Genomic DNA, 13,141 nt, shown 5'->3' on the forward strand with positions numbered 1-13,141 from the left:
TAATTCGACAGGGAGTGAATCGATGGAACAGGCACCATGCATCAGTCAGATCGCCAGCTTGCTCGCCGAACCCAAACGCACCGCCATGCTCTGGTCCCTGATGGACGGCTCGGCCAAGTCATCGGAGGAACTGGCGCTGCTTGCCGGGTTGTCACCTGCCTCGGCGAATGCCCATCTGGCACGGCTGACGGGGAGTGGCTTGCTGCGTACCGAGGGCCGGCGTGGCAAGCGACTGTTCCGCGTGGCGGCGGCCGATGTCAGCGTCGCCATCGATGCCTTGGCCAGTACGACCCTGGCCAGCGCCGCACGTAGTGCGCCGCATGCTTCACCGCCGGTGTTGGTGGCGCCGCCATTGTTGCGACATGCGCGGCTGTGCCAGGGCCACCTCGGCGGCGAAGTGGCGGCGCAGCTGCGTGAGCGGATGTTGGTGGCGGGGTGGATCGAGCGTCATGAGCAACGCATTGAGGTGACGATCAAGGGCGCACAGCACCTGGCGGGCCTGGGTATTTACACCCAGGCGCTGGCGTCGCCACTGGTGTGCGACTGCTTCGATTGGAGCCAGCGGCAACCGCACCTGGGCGGCGCGCTGGGTGCGGGGCTGTTGCAGTTGTTCCTGCAATCGAACTGGATCAGCCTGGTCAATGAGTCCCAGGCGGTGCAGCTCAACGACAACGGGCTGGCAGAAATCGCCCGATTGGCCATGTCCGAACAATCTTAGCCTTGAGGGTTTGCCATCATCGCCCTGGCCTTTTTGATTCCATGGACCTGGCGATGATGGCTTTGCGTCCGGTCAGGGTTTTACCAGGCGCGCATCCAGGCTGTTCTGCGCCAGGCGTTTGGCCTGGTCCTGGGTCATGCCCAGCGAGGTGTACAGCGCGTGGAAGTTCTCGGTGACATAGCCGCCGAAGTACGCCGGGTCATCGGAGTTCACCGTGACCTTCACGCCACGCTCGAGCATGTCGAGGATGTTGTGCTGGGCCATGTCGTCGAACACACAGAGCTTGGTGTTGGACAGCGGGCAGACGGTCAACGGGATCTGCTCATCGATGATGCGCTGCATCAGGCGCTCGTCTTCGATGGCACGTACGCCATGGTCGATACGCTGGATTTTCAGCAGGTCGATGGCTTCCCAGATGTACTCGGGCGGGCCTTCTTCGCCGGCGTGGGCGACGGTGAGGAAGCCTTCGTGACGGGCACGGTCGAACACACGCTGGAACTTGCTCGGCGGGTGACCCATTTCTGAACTGTCCAGGCCCACGGCCACGAACGCGTCACGGAACGGCAGTGCCTGGTCGAGGGTTTTCTCGGCTTCGGCTTCGCTCAGGTGGCGCAGGAAACTGAGGATCAAACCGCTGGTGATGCCCAGTTGCTGTTCGCCATCTTTGAGCGCAGCGGCGATGCCGTTGAGCACCACTTCGAACGGTACGCCACGGTCGGTGTGGGTTTGGGGGTCGAAGAAGGGCTCGGTGTGGATCACGTTCTGGGCTTTGCAGCGCAGCAGGTAAGCCCAGGTCAGGTCGTAGAAATCCTGGGAGGTGCGCAGCACATCGGCGCCCTTGTAATACAGGTCGAGAAACTCTTGCAGGTTGTTGAAGGCATAGGCCTTGCGCAGGGTTTCGACGTCGTTCCACGGCAGCGCGATCTTGTTGCGCTCGGCCAGGGCGAACAGCAGCTCAGGCTCCAGCGAGCCCTCCAGGTGCAGGTGCAATTCAGCCTTGGGCAGGGCGTTGAGCCAATCGTACATTTTCTAAATTCTCATCAGGTGCAATGGCGGCATTCTACAGGCCGTGGCTTAAATAATCGGCAAAACCTGACCAGCAGGAGAGTATTCGATTTATTCACGCAAGGGCTGTGTGAACTAAGGTGTAACGAAACGTTAGCGGCTTGGCGCAGTCTGTACCCCATCAATGACTGATTTGCCGTACTAAAAGGCCCGGAATGCTCACATCCCTCAAGCAAGAAAAATTCATGCTGCTGGCGCTGATTGCCGCCATCGCCGCCTACCCGCTGGAGCACTGGATGCTGCACAGCGGGCAAATGGTGGCACTGTTGGCCGGCGTGGTGTTGATCGGTTTTATCGTCGTGGCGTCGATGCGCGTGGCCCACCACGCCGAGCAACTGGCAGAAAAAGTCGGCGATCCCTACGGCACCATGATCCTGACCCTTGCCGCGGTGCTGGTGGAGGTGGTGATCCTGGCGATCATGATGAGCAATGAGCCGTCACCCACTCTGGTGCGCGACACCATCTATTCGGCGGTGATGCTCGATATCAACGGCATCCTCGGTTTGGCAGCGTTGATGGGCGGCATCAAGCATGGCGAACAGTCCTACAATGATGATTCGGCGCGGACCTACAGCGTAATGATCCTGACCGCCATGGGCGTGTCGATGGTGGTGCCGGAATTTATCCCAGAAGCCGACTGGAAAATTTACTCGGCCTTCACCATCGGCGCGATGGTGGTGCTCTACACCTTGTTCCTGCGCATGCAGGTAGGGCCCCACAGTTATTTCTTCAGCTACAGCTACCCGGAAAAGCGTCGCAAGAAGCTGCCGGAGGAACAAGAGTCGCCGCCGGTGAACCTGGCGTTCTCCATCGGTACCCTGGTGTTTGGCGTAATTGTGATTGGCGCGCTGGCCGAGGTGATGTCCAAGACCCTCGACCTGGGCCTGGAAGGTACGGGTGCACCGCCGGTGATCACGGCGATTGTGGTGGCGGCTATTTCGGCGGCACCGGAGATTCTGACGGCCTTGCGCGCTGCGCTGGCCAACCGCATGCAGTCGGTGGTGAACATCGCGCTGGGTGCGTCGTTGTCGACGGTGATCCTGACGGTGCCGGTGATGGAAGCCATGGCGCTCTATACCGGCCAGCCGTTCCAGATGGCGATGACGCCGGTGCAAACGGTGATGGTGTTGATCACGCTGATCGTCAGTGCGATCAACCTCAACGATGGCGAAACCAATGCCATCGAAGGGATGACCCATTTTGTGTTGTTTGCGACCTTTATCATGTTGTCGCTGTTGGGCCTGTAGGAGCGAGCTTGCTCGCGAAGAACCTGAGAGCGCCGCGTTAAACCAGAAAACCCGCGTTATCGTTGACGTTTTTCACGAGCAAGAACTAGGCGTCCCCCTCGCTCCTACAGGGGATGGATCAGGTTACGCGCCGCCTGGCTGTGATCGGCGATCAAGCCTTTCAGGTCCAGGCCTTCCACCTGTCCGTCGATAACCCGCCATTTGCCGCCGATCATCACCCGGTCCGCCCGATCCGCGCCGCACAGCAGCAGTGCGGAGATCGGATCATGGCTGCCGGAGAAACGCAGCTCATCCAGTTTGAACAGCGCCAGGTCGGCCTGTTTGCCTACGGCCAATTCACCAATGTCCGTACGCCCCAGTAGCTGCGCCGACCCCTTGGTCGCCCAACCCAGCACGCCTTCAGGGGTGATCTTTTCGGCACCGTAACGCAGGCGCTGGATGTACAGGGCCTGACGGGTTTCGAGGATCATGTTCGACGCATCGTTGGAGGCAGAGCCGTCAACACCCAGGCCGATGGGCGCGCCGGCAGCCATCAGGTCCAGGGTCGGGCAGATGCCGGAGGCCAGGCGCATATTTGAGCTTGGGCAATGACAGATGCCCGTACCGGCGGCGCCCAGGCGCGCAATTTCATCCGGGTTGAAGTGAATGCCATGGGCCAGCCAGGTACGCGGGCCGAGCCAGCCGACGCTGTCCAGGTAATCCACCGTGCGCAGTCCGAAGCGCTGCAGGCAGAAATCTTCTTCGTCGAGGGTTTCGGCCAGGTGGGTGTGCAGGCGCACATCCAGGCTGTTGGCCAGTTCGGCGCTGGCTTGCATGATTTGCGGGGTGACGGAAAACGGTGAGCAGGGCGCCAGGGCAATCTGGATGTACGCGCCGTCGCCGCGCTGATGATATTCGCGGATCAGGCGCTGGCTGTCGTCAAGGATGACCTGGCCCTGTTGCACAGTCTGTTGCGGTGGCAGGCCGCCGTCGGCTTCACCCAGGCTCATGGAACCGCGGGTGAGCATGGCGCGCATGCCCAATTCGCGCACGCTGTCGACTTGCACATCGATGGCGTTTTCCAGGCCGTCGGGGAACAGATAGTGGTGGTCTGCCGCCGTGGTGCAGCCCGAGAGCAGCAACTCCGCGAGCGCCACCTTCGATGCCAGGGCGAGTTTTTCCGGAGTCAGTCGTGCCCAGACCGGGTACAGGGTTTTCAACCAGGGAAACAAAGGCTGATTGACCACCGGCGCCCAGGCGCGGGTCAGGGTTTGATAGAAGTGATGGTGGGTGTTGATCAGCCCGGGCAGGACCACATGCTCACGCGCATCGAACACTTGGGCGCAGGGCTGTGCGGGTTCCTGACCCTGTGCCAGCACTTCGGCGATCACACCGTCTTGCAGCACCAGGCCGCCACGGGCGTCGAGGCCGTTGGCGGTGAAAATCGCGAGGGGGGTTTTTAACCAGATACGGGTCGCAGGCATTGGCCGGCTCCTCTGAATGATGGGTTCAGGTTTGCCAGCTCAGTGATGCCCTGTCTGCTGATCCAGGGTCGCCGGTGAGGGCGAGGTGGGCAGTCTACGCGCGGATCGTTATCGACGGCAATCGCTCGATAACGACCCTGTGCGGCTTACCAGGCGATGGTGTCGCCTTTGTAGTCCACGAAGTGATGGCCGCCCTTGCCGGTGTAGGCGTTCACTTGGTCTACCAGGCCGCGCACGCTGGTGTCGACATCGATGTGCGCATTTTCGCCGCCCATGTCGGTCTTCACCCAGCCCGGGTGCAGCGACAGCACGGTAAGTTTGTGATCGCCCAGTTGGGTAATGAAGCTGTTGGTCATGGAGTTGAGTGCGGCCTTGCTGGCCTTGTACAGCGCCAGGTCCGAGCCGTCGGGGATGGTCACGCTGCCCAGTACTGAACTCATGAACGCCAGCACGCCGCTGTCCTTGCGGATCTGCCCGACGAAGCGCTGGGCCAGGTTGATCGGCGCCACGGCGTTGGTGAAGAACAGCTGGCCGACTTCCGCCAGGGTGGCATGGCCAGGTTCTTGATTGGCGGGGCCCTTGACGCCTGCGTTGACGAACAACAGGTCGAAGGTGCGGTTCTTGAGGCGTTGGTTCAGGGCGATCACGGCTTGCTGATCGTCCATGTCGAGTTTCTCGATCTGCACCGGGCCCACGGCTTTCAGGGCATCGGCCTTGTTCGGGTCACGCACGGTGGCGGTCACGTCCCAGCCGTCCTGGAGCAATTGCTTGACCAGGCCGAGGCCCAGCCCGCGTGAGGCGCCGATGATCAGTGCGGTTTTTGGCGTAGACATGAAGGCTTCCTTTAAAAGTCGCGGTTCAGGGTGTTCAGCGAACAACATTAGCAGTTTCAGCGTTGCAGCAGGATGCGCCCACGGCTCAGGTCGGCGAGCTGGGTTTGCAGGGTGTCGATGTGGGCATCGCCCAGGGCCAGTTGTAACTCCACGCCATTGGCGGTGAAGGTTTCCTCCAGCACCAGCCCGCCCAACTCGGCGACGCGCAATTTGACCAGGTTCAGCTCGGAGAATCCGCAGGCGCAACTCAGCGGCACGCGGCTGATCAGTTCGATGCGCTCGGCATTTTGCAGGCACTTGTTCGCACCGCCGCCATAGGCGCGGGCCAGGCCGCCGGTACCGAGTTGTATGCCGCCATACCAGCGAATCACCAGCACCGCGACCTGATCGAAGCCTTGGGCCTCGATGGCCGCCAGGATGGGCCGTCCTGCGGTGCCGCCGGGTTCGCCGTCGTCACTGCTGCGGTATTGATCGGCCAGCTTCCAGGCCCAGCAGTTGTGCGTGGCGTTAAGGTCGCTGTGCTGCTCGAAAAATGCCTGGGCTTCTTGCGGGCTGGTGATCGGTGCGGCCAGGGTAATGAAGCGGCTTTTGCGAATTTCTTCGCGGAACTCGCACAGGCCGGTGAGCGTGAAAGACATAAGTGGCTTCGTCTAGAGGGCCGGCTTGATGCCGCAGCCCTTGAGAATGATGTGGATCAGGTTGGTGCCGGCGTCTTCCATATCTTGCTTGGTCAGCTTGGTGCGACCGGTGACGCGGCAGATCTGGGTGGCGAAGTCGGCGTAGTGCTGAGTGCTGCCCCACAACAGGAAGATCAGGTGCACGGGGTCGATGGGGTCCATCTTGCCGGCGTCGATCCAGGCCTGGAACACCGCCGCCCGACCACTGAACCAGGCGCGATAGTCCTGGCTGAAGTATTCGGTCAGGCATTCGCCGCCGCTGATGATCTCCATGGCGAAGATCCGCGAGGCCTGGGGCTGGCGCCGCGAAAACTCCATCTTGGTGCGGATGTAGCGGGAGAGGGCTACGGCCGGGTCGTCCTCGGCGGTCAGCGTGTTGAAGGTGCTGTCCCACAGTTCGAGGATATTGCTGAGCACCGCGATATACAGGCCCAGCTTGTTAGTGAAGTAGTAGTGCAAGTTGGCCTTGGGCAGCCCGGCGCTGGCAGCAATGGTGTTCATGCTGGTGCCCTTGTAGCCATGGCGCGCGAACTCATCTTCAGCAGCCTGGAGAATCGCTTGTTCGTTCTTTTGCCGAATGCGGCTGGCGGGCTTACCGGCGTGGTTGCTGTGGGCAGGAACTTCGAGGCTCATGGAGGTTTCCGTGCTGATCGATAGAGACGACGTGTGCACAGATAACCCACCCTCAAGCCTCAGACAAGTCCCGATGCAATAAAACCGTCAAAGCGGTTCCAGGGTGTCGCTTTCCTGCGCGTGGTTTGCGTCAGGAGCGGGCACCTTGGATTCCGGCAGTAACAGGCACAACACGATGGCGGTCAGGCCGCCGCTGGTGATGGCTGAGTCGAACAGGTTCTGCACCAGGGTTGGCATCAGGTGCAGCAGGTTCGGTTGGGCGGCGATGCCCAGGCCGACGCCGAACGAGGTGGCGATGATCAGCATGCTGCGACGGTCCAGTGGTGCCTGGGCGAGGATGCGTACGCCGGCGGCGGCCACACTGCCGAACATCACCAGGGTCGCGCCGCCCAACACGGGCTTGGGGATTTGTTGCAGCACGGCACCGATCAGCGGGAACAAACCCAGGCAGAACAGCACCACGCCGATGTACAGGCCGACGTAACGGCTGGCCACGCCGGTCAGTTGGATCACGCCGTTGTTCTGGGCAAAGGTGGTGTTGGGGAAGGCGCTGAACGTGGCGGCGATCATGCAACTGACGCCATCGCCGAGGACGCCGCCTTTGAGCCGGCTTATATAAGAAGGGCCGCTGATGGGCTGGCGCGCGATCATGCAGTTGGCGGTGAGGTCGCCGACGGTTTCGATGCTGCTGATCAGATAAATCAGCGCGATCGGCAGGAAGGCGCTCCAGTCGAAGTTGAAGCCGAATCGAAACGGGATCGGCAGGCTGACCAAAGGCAAGTCGCCCAGGGCCTGGGGCACCAGCTTGCCGCTGAACCAGGCGGCGAGGCTGCCGAGGGCCAGGCCGATGATGATCGCCGAGAGGCGCACCCAGGGTGTGTTGGAGCGGTTGAGCAAGATGATGGTCAGCACCACGAACAGGCCCAACGCAAGGTTGGCCGGTGCGCCGAAGTCCGGTGCGTTGAAACCGCCGCCCAGGTCGGTGATACCGACCTTGATCAGGCTGATGCCGATCAGGGTAATGACAATCCCGGTCACCAGCGGGGTGATCACTCGGCGCAGTTGACCAATAAAGCGGCTGAGAATGATCTGCACGGCAGCGCCGAAAAAGCACACGCCGAAGATCATTGCCATGATGTCTTCCGGGCTGCCGCCGCGTTGCTTGACCAGAAACCCGGCCGACAGCACCGCGCCGAGAAACGCAAAGCTGGTGCCTTGCAGGCAGATCATTCCGGCGCCGATCCCGAATGGCCTGCGCGCTTGAATAAATGTGCCGACACCGGACACCATCAACGCCATGCTGATCAGGTAGGGCAAGTGTGCGGTCAGGCCCAATGTGGAGCCGATGATCAGCGGTGGCGTGATGATGCCGACAAAGGCGGCCAGCACATGTTGCAGTGCGGCCAGCAATGCAGGGGCGGGTTTGGGGCGGTCATTGAGACCGTAGATCAGGTCGCTGGGGCTGGAGGATTCTGGTGGCATGGCAAGCAAACTCGAGGCGGACGGTTCTAGGTCCCTGTGTCCTTGCAAAAAGCTGTCCAGGTGCTCAGCTTTTTGCGCGAAGCCCGAGTTAGCGCGTTGCTGCCAGGCTTTCCAGGAAGCTTTCCAGCACCAAATGAGGGCGACGGCCTTTGCGCGTGACCGATGCGAGGCTTAAATCGTAAAAGCGCGTAGCCGGTTTCAGCGCGCGCAGTCGGCCTTGTTGTACCCATAGGCTGGCGTAGTGGTCGGGCAGGTAACCGATGTAGCGACCGGTGAGAATCAGGAATGCCATGCCTTCGCGGTCCGAGGCGCTGGCGGTGCAGTTGAGCGCCTGGTAGTGGGCCTGGATCTCGGCGGGCAGGCGGAAGGTGGGGGCGATGGCGTCCTGGGCGTCGATGCGCTCGTCGCCCAGTTGCTTGTCGTCGGCATAAAACAGGGGGTGGCCAACCGCGCAGTAAAGCAGTGAGCGTTCGCTGTACAGCGCCTGGTACTCCAGGCCGGACAGGGCGCTGGCCTGGGGCACCACACCGACATGCAGGCGGCCGTCGAGTACGCCTTGTTCGACTTCGTTGGGGGCGATCATGCGGATCTGGATCTGTACGTCCGGTCCACGCTCCTTCAACTGTGCCAGGGCGTGGGTGATGCGCATGTGGGGCAGGGTCACCAGGTTGTCGGTGAGGCCGATGATCAACTCGCCGCGCAAGTGCTGGTGCAGGCCGTTCACCTCTGTGCGGAAACTTTCCAGGGCGCTTAATAGTTGCAGGGCCGATTGGTAGACCTCGCGGCCTTCTTCGGTCAGCGAGAAACCGGCACGGCCGCGTTGGCAAAGCCTTAATCCGAGCCGCTGCTCAAGATCACTCATTTGCTGGCTGATGGCGGAACGGCCGATGCCGAGCACGGTTTCCGCTGCCGAGAAGCCGCCGCACTCCACGACGCTGCGAAAGATGCGCAACAGACGAATATCGAAGTCGCTGACTTGGGCCAGGGGATCGGGTCGACGGCTGCTCATAGTTTAGTGAAGGCCTGACTGAAGGTTAGAAGAGTTGGATTTCACCGACTTTATCCCCGTGGCAATTTAGCTGCAACAACGCTTTTTCAATCCCGACGCTGCCTTTTGCCCTGCGAGGTTTTGCTGATGAACATGCCCGAAAACGCCCCATCGTCCCTGGCCAGCCAATTGAAGTTGGACGCTCACTGGATGCCTTACACCGCCAACCGTAACTTTCAGCGTGACCCGCGCCTGATCGTGGCCGCCGAAGGCAGCTGGTTGACCGATGACAAGGGGCGCAAGGTGTACGACTCGTTGTCGGGCCTGTGGACCTGTGGCGCCGGGCATACGCGCAAGGAAATCCAGGAGGCGGTCGCCAAGCAACTGGGCACGCTGGACTACTCCCCAGGCTTCCAGTACGGCCATCCACTGTCCTTCCAGCTGGCGGAAAAAATTACCGATTTGACCCCAGGCAACCTGAATCACGTGTTCTTCACCGACTCCGGTTCCGAGTGCGCCGATACCGCGGTGAAGATGGTGCGTGCCTACTGGCGTCTGAAGGGCCAGGCCACCAAGACCAAGATGATCGGTCGCGCCCGTGGTTATCACGGTGTGAACATCGCCGGTACCAGCCTGGGCGGCGTCAACGGCAACCGCAAGATGTTTGGTCAGGCGATGATGGATGTTGATCATCTTCCGCATACCCTGCTGGCGAGCAATGCGTTCTCCCGGGGCATGCCGGAGCAGGGCGGTATCGCCTTGGCCGATGAGTTGCTCAAACTGATCGAACTGCACGACGCGTCGAACATTGCCGCGGTGTTTGTCGAGCCAATGGCCGGCTCCGCTGGCGTGCTGGTGCCGCCACAGGGTTACCTCAAGCGCCTGCGTGAGATCTGCGACCAGCACAACATTCTGTTGGTATTCGACGAAGTGATCACGGGCTTTGGTCGTACCGGTTCGATGTTTGGCGCTGACAGCTTTGGCGTGACCCCGGACCTGATGTGCATCGCCAAGCAAGTCACCAACGGCGCGATCCCCATGGGCGCGGTGATTGCCAGCAGCGAGATCTATCAGACCTTCATGAACCAGGCGACGCCTGAGTACGCTGTGGAATTCCCCCACGGCTACACCTACTCGGCGCACCCGGTTGCCTGCGCGGCCGGCCTGGCGGCGTTGGACCTGCTGCAGAAGGAAAACCTGGTGCAGAGCGTGGCCGAAGTCGCCCCGCACTTTGAGAATGCGCTGCACGGCCTGAAGGGCAGCAAGAACGTGATCGACATCCGTAACTACGGCCTGGCCGGTGCGATTCAGATTGCGCCGCGTGACGGTGATGCCATCGTGCGTCCATTCGAGGCCGGCATGGCTCTGTGGAAAGCCGGCTTCTATGTGCGCTTTGGTGGTGACACTCTGCAGTTCGGGCCAACCTTCAACAGCAAACCGCAGGACCTGGATCGTCTGTTCGATGCGGTCGGCGAAGTGCTGAGCAAGATCGACTGATTTCTCCTTCTATATAGAACAACTTTTCAGGAGCCCTGCATGAGCCTTATCCAGCATTTGATCAACGGGGAGTTGGTCAGTGAATCCGGCCGTACTGCCGATGTGTATAACCCGTCCACCGGCCTGGTGATTCACCAGGTGCCACTGGCCAGCCGCGAAACCATTCAACGTGCTATCGACTCGGCCAAGGCGGCCTTTCCGGCTTGGCGTAACACACCGGCAGCCAAGCGCGCCCAGGTCATGTTCCGGTTCAAGCAATTGCTGGAGCAGAACGAAGCGCGCATCTCGCAGCTGATCAGTGAGGAGCATGGCAAGACGCTGGAAGATGCCGCAGGCGAACTCAAGCGCGGGATCGAGAACGTGGAGTACGCGTGTTCGGCGCCGGAGATTCTCAAGGGCGAGTACAGCCGCAATGTTGGGCCGAATATCGATGCCTGGTCTGATTTCCAGCCGTTGGGTGTGGTGGCGGGTATTACCCCGTTCAACTTCCCGGCGATGGTGCCGCTGTGGATGTATCCGCTGGCGATTGTTTGCGGTAACTGCTTCATCCTCAAGCCTTCGGAGCGTGATCCGAGTTCGACGTTGTTGATCGCGCAACTGCTGCAGGAAGCCGGTCTTCCCAAAGGTGTGCTCAGTGTTGTACATGGCGACAAGGGCGCGGTGGATGCGTTGATCGAGGCGCCGGAAGTCAAGGCGTTGAGTTTTGTGGGGTCGACGCCGATTGCCGAGTACATCTATTCCGAAGCGACCAAGCGCGGTAAGCGCGTACAGGCGCTCGGTGGGGCGAAGAACCATGCGGTGCTGATGCCGGATGCTGACCTGGATAACGCGGTCAGTGCTTTGATGGGCGCGGCCTATGGTTCCTGCGGCGAACGCTGCATGGCGATCTCGGTGGCGGTGTGTGTCGGTGACCAGGTGGCGGATGCGTTGATCGCCAAGCTGGTGCCGCAGATCAAGGCGCTGAAGATCGGTGCGGGCACTACCTGTGGGCTGGATATGGGGCCACTGGTGACGGGCCAGGCGCGGGATAAGGTCAGCGGCTATATAGAGGACGGTGTTGCGTCTGGTGCGGAGTTGGTGGTTGATGGTCGTGGACTGAGTATTGCCGGGAATGAAGACGGCTTCTTCCTGGGGGGCAGTCTGTTTGACCGTGTGACGCCTGAGATGCGCATCTATAAGGAAGAGATCTTCGGGCCGGTATTGTGCGTGGTCCGGGTGAGCAGCCTGGAAGCGGCGATGCAACTGATCAACGATCACGAGTATGGCAACGGTACGTGCATCTTCACCCGTGACGGGGAAGCGGCGCGTCTGTTCTGTGACGAAATTGAAGTGGGTATGGTCGGTGTGAATGTTCCATTGCCAGTACCGGTGGCGTATCACAGCTTTGGTGGCTGGAAGCGTTCGTTGTTTGGCGACTTGCACGCCTATGGGCCGGATGGGGTGCGTTTCTACACCCGCCGCAAGGCGATCACCCAGCGTTGGCCGCAGCGGGCCAGCCATGAAGCGTCGCAATTCGCGTTCCCTAGCCTATAAGGCTCAGCAAGCAGAAAGCCGGCCCCTTGGGGCCGGCTTTTGCGTTTTTGGGCGTTTTTGACTTATATGACAGAAAGATGAAAAAGAAGGTTGACGGCAGATCCTGGAAGTCTATAATTCGCCCCACTTCCGGCGCAGTCGAAACGTAAAACTCCTTGGTAAACAAAGAGTTATGCAGAATAAGGCAGCGGATTGCTTCAGTTCATCGAAGCCCAGAAGGAGTTGATAGAGTCATGTTGTTTGACGCTATTAACGATTCGATCTTCTCGGTCGAAAGCGGAGAAAAAGAGGTGTTGACAGCAGCGTGTAACGCTGTAGAATTCGCCTCCCGCTAACGAGAGATCGGAAGCGCAAGTGGTTGAAGTTGTTGAAGAAATCTTCGAAAGCTTCTGAAAATAATCACTTGACAGCAAATGAGGCTGCTGTAGAATGCGCGCCTCGGTTGAGACGAAAGCTCTTAACCAACCGCTCTTTAACAACTGAATCAAGCAATTCGTGTGGGTGCTTGTGGAGTCAGACTGATAGTCAACAAGATTATCAGCATCACAAGTTACTCCGCGAGAAATCAAAGAATAACCAACGATTGCTGAGCCAAGTTTAGGGTTTCTTAAAAACCCAAAGATGTTTGAACTGAAGAGTTTGATCATGGCTCAGATTGAACGCTGGCGGCAGGCCTAACACATGCAAGTCGAGCGGTAGAGAGAAGCTTGCTTCTCTTGAGAGCGGCGGACGGGTGAGTAATGCCTAGGAATCTGCCTGGTAGTGGGGGATAACGTTCGGAAACGGACGCTAATACCGCATACGTCCTACGGGAGAAAGCAGGGGACCTTCGGGCCTTGCGCTATCAGATGAGCCTAGGTCGGATTAGCTAGTTGGTGGGGTAATGGCTCACCAAGGCGACGATCCGTAACTGGTCTGAGAGGATGATCAGTCACACTGGAACTGAGACACGGTCCAGACTCCTACGGGAGGCAGCAGTGGGGAATATTGGACAATGGGCGAAAG

The 13,141-nt window shown here is 60.1% G+C and carries 11 protein-coding genes and 1 rRNA gene; 5 read left to right on the plus strand and 7 right to left on the minus strand.

The annotated features are described in order from the left end of the window. The first annotated feature begins 22 nt into the window (after positions 1 to 22). On the plus strand, positions 23 to 718 hold the full coding sequence (locus F6S08_RS04085; RefSeq protein ID WP_065925527.1) for an ArsR/SmtB family transcription factor: 696 nt from the start codon (positions 23 to 25) through the stop codon (positions 716 to 718). A 72-nt stretch (positions 719 to 790) separates the two neighbouring features. Here the strand turns inward: F6S08_RS04085 and F6S08_RS04090 are convergent, their stop codons facing one another. Beyond that, positions 791 to 1,744 carry an adenosine deaminase gene (locus F6S08_RS04090; protein ID WP_043051475.1) on the minus strand — a complete coding sequence of 318 codons (954 nt, stop codon included), beginning with the start codon at positions 1,742 to 1,744 and terminating at the stop codon, positions 791 to 793. A 194-nt stretch (positions 1,745 to 1,938) separates the two neighbouring features. On the opposite strand from F6S08_RS04090, the gene F6S08_RS04095 reads away from it, so the two are divergent. Beyond that, positions 1,939 to 3,030 (plus strand): calcium:proton antiporter, encoded by a 1,092-nt coding sequence (locus tag F6S08_RS04095; protein WP_065925525.1) that lies wholly within the window; start codon positions 1,939 to 1,941, stop codon positions 3,028 to 3,030. A 104-nt stretch (positions 3,031 to 3,134) separates the two neighbouring features. On the opposite strand, the gene F6S08_RS04100 is transcribed toward F6S08_RS04095, so the two are convergent. The 6 genes from F6S08_RS04100 to F6S08_RS04125 all read right to left on the minus strand — a co-directional run bounded on the left by F6S08_RS04100 (position 3,135) and on the right by F6S08_RS04125 (position 9,127). Further along, the gene (locus F6S08_RS04100; RefSeq protein WP_065925524.1) at positions 3,135 to 4,493 is read right to left on the minus strand and encodes an 8-oxoguanine deaminase; all 1,359 of its coding nucleotides are present in this window, start codon (positions 4,491 to 4,493) and stop codon (positions 3,135 to 3,137) included. A 146-nt stretch (positions 4,494 to 4,639) separates the two neighbouring features. Beyond that, complete coding sequence (locus F6S08_RS04105) at positions 4,640 to 5,326, minus strand: SDR family oxidoreductase (RefSeq protein ID WP_315871309.1); 687 nt, start codon at positions 5,324 to 5,326, stop codon at positions 4,640 to 4,642. A gap of 56 nt (positions 5,327 to 5,382) precedes the next feature. Further along, positions 5,383 to 5,964: an IMPACT family protein gene (locus F6S08_RS04110; RefSeq protein WP_065940975.1), complete on the minus strand. Its 582-nt coding sequence runs from the start codon at positions 5,962 to 5,964 to the stop codon at positions 5,383 to 5,385. Positions 5,965 to 5,976: 12 nt separating this feature from the next. Continuing rightward, complete coding sequence (locus F6S08_RS04115; RefSeq protein WP_027607945.1) at positions 5,977 to 6,636, minus strand: TetR/AcrR family transcriptional regulator; 660 nt, start codon at positions 6,634 to 6,636, stop codon at positions 5,977 to 5,979. Positions 6,637 to 6,723: 87 nt separating this feature from the next. After that, positions 6,724 to 8,118 (minus strand): uracil-xanthine permease family protein, encoded by a 1,395-nt coding sequence (locus F6S08_RS04120; protein WP_065925521.1) that lies wholly within the window; start codon positions 8,116 to 8,118, stop codon positions 6,724 to 6,726. An 88-nt stretch (positions 8,119 to 8,206) separates the two neighbouring features. Next, on the minus strand, positions 8,207 to 9,127 hold the full coding sequence (locus F6S08_RS04125) for a LysR family transcriptional regulator (RefSeq protein WP_027607943.1): 921 nt from the start codon (positions 9,125 to 9,127) through the stop codon (positions 8,207 to 8,209). Positions 9,128 to 9,253: 126 nt separating this feature from the next. Here F6S08_RS04125 and F6S08_RS04130 point away from each other — a divergent pair, with 126 nt between their 5' ends. The 3 genes from F6S08_RS04130 to F6S08_RS04140 all read left to right on the plus strand — a co-directional run. Further along, positions 9,254 to 10,603: an aspartate aminotransferase family protein gene (locus F6S08_RS04130; protein ID WP_065925520.1), complete on the plus strand. Its 1,350-nt coding sequence runs from the start codon at positions 9,254 to 9,256 to the stop codon at positions 10,601 to 10,603. A 39-nt stretch (positions 10,604 to 10,642) separates the two neighbouring features. Next, positions 10,643 to 12,136, plus strand: a complete 1,494-nt coding sequence (locus tag F6S08_RS04135; protein WP_065925519.1) for a CoA-acylating methylmalonate-semialdehyde dehydrogenase — start codon at positions 10,643 to 10,645, stop codon at positions 12,134 to 12,136. A gap of 627 nt (positions 12,137 to 12,763) precedes the next feature. Beyond that, positions 12,764 to 13,141, plus strand: a 16S ribosomal RNA gene (locus F6S08_RS04140); the annotation flags it as partial.

It is taken from the genome of Pseudomonas sp. JV449 (assembly GCF_032424295.1).
In the GTDB taxonomy this organism is placed as follows: Bacteria; Pseudomonadota; Gammaproteobacteria; order Pseudomonadales; family Pseudomonadaceae; genus Aquipseudomonas; species Aquipseudomonas marginalis.

What these genes read in the sequence shown, in the direction of transcription:
- F6S08_RS04100 (WP_065925524.1), bottom strand. Translation starts at nt 4,493, where the DNA reads ATGCCTGCGACCCGTATCTGGTTAAAAACCCCCCTCGCGATTTTCACC.
- F6S08_RS04095 (WP_065925525.1), top strand. Translation starts at nt 1,939, where the DNA reads ATGCTCACATCCCTCAAGCAAGAAAAATTCATGCTGCTGGCGCTGATT.
- F6S08_RS04120 (WP_065925521.1), bottom strand. Translation starts at nt 8,118, where the DNA reads ATGCCACCAGAATCCTCCAGCCCCAGCGACCTGATCTACGGTCTCAAT.
- F6S08_RS04090 (WP_043051475.1), bottom strand. Translation starts at nt 1,744, where the DNA reads ATGTACGATTGGCTCAACGCCCTGCCCAAGGCTGAATTGCACCTGCAC.
- F6S08_RS04130 (WP_065925520.1), top strand. Translation starts at nt 9,254, where the DNA reads ATGAACATGCCCGAAAACGCCCCATCGTCCCTGGCCAGCCAATTGAAG.
- F6S08_RS04110 (WP_065940975.1), bottom strand. Translation starts at nt 5,964, where the DNA reads ATGTCTTTCACGCTCACCGGCCTGTGCGAGTTCCGCGAAGAAATTCGC.
- F6S08_RS04105 (WP_315871309.1), bottom strand. Translation starts at nt 5,326, where the DNA reads ATGTCTACGCCAAAAACCGCACTGATCATCGGCGCCTCACGCGGGCTG.
- F6S08_RS04115 (WP_027607945.1), bottom strand. Translation starts at nt 6,636, where the DNA reads ATGAGCCTCGAAGTTCCTGCCCACAGCAACCACGCCGGTAAGCCCGCC.
- F6S08_RS04125 (WP_027607943.1), bottom strand. Translation starts at nt 9,127, where the DNA reads ATGAGCAGCCGTCGACCCGATCCCCTGGCCCAAGTCAGCGACTTCGAT.
- F6S08_RS04085 (WP_065925527.1), top strand. Translation starts at nt 23, where the DNA reads ATGGAACAGGCACCATGCATCAGTCAGATCGCCAGCTTGCTCGCCGAA.
- F6S08_RS04135 (WP_065925519.1), top strand. Translation starts at nt 10,643, where the DNA reads ATGAGCCTTATCCAGCATTTGATCAACGGGGAGTTGGTCAGTGAATCC.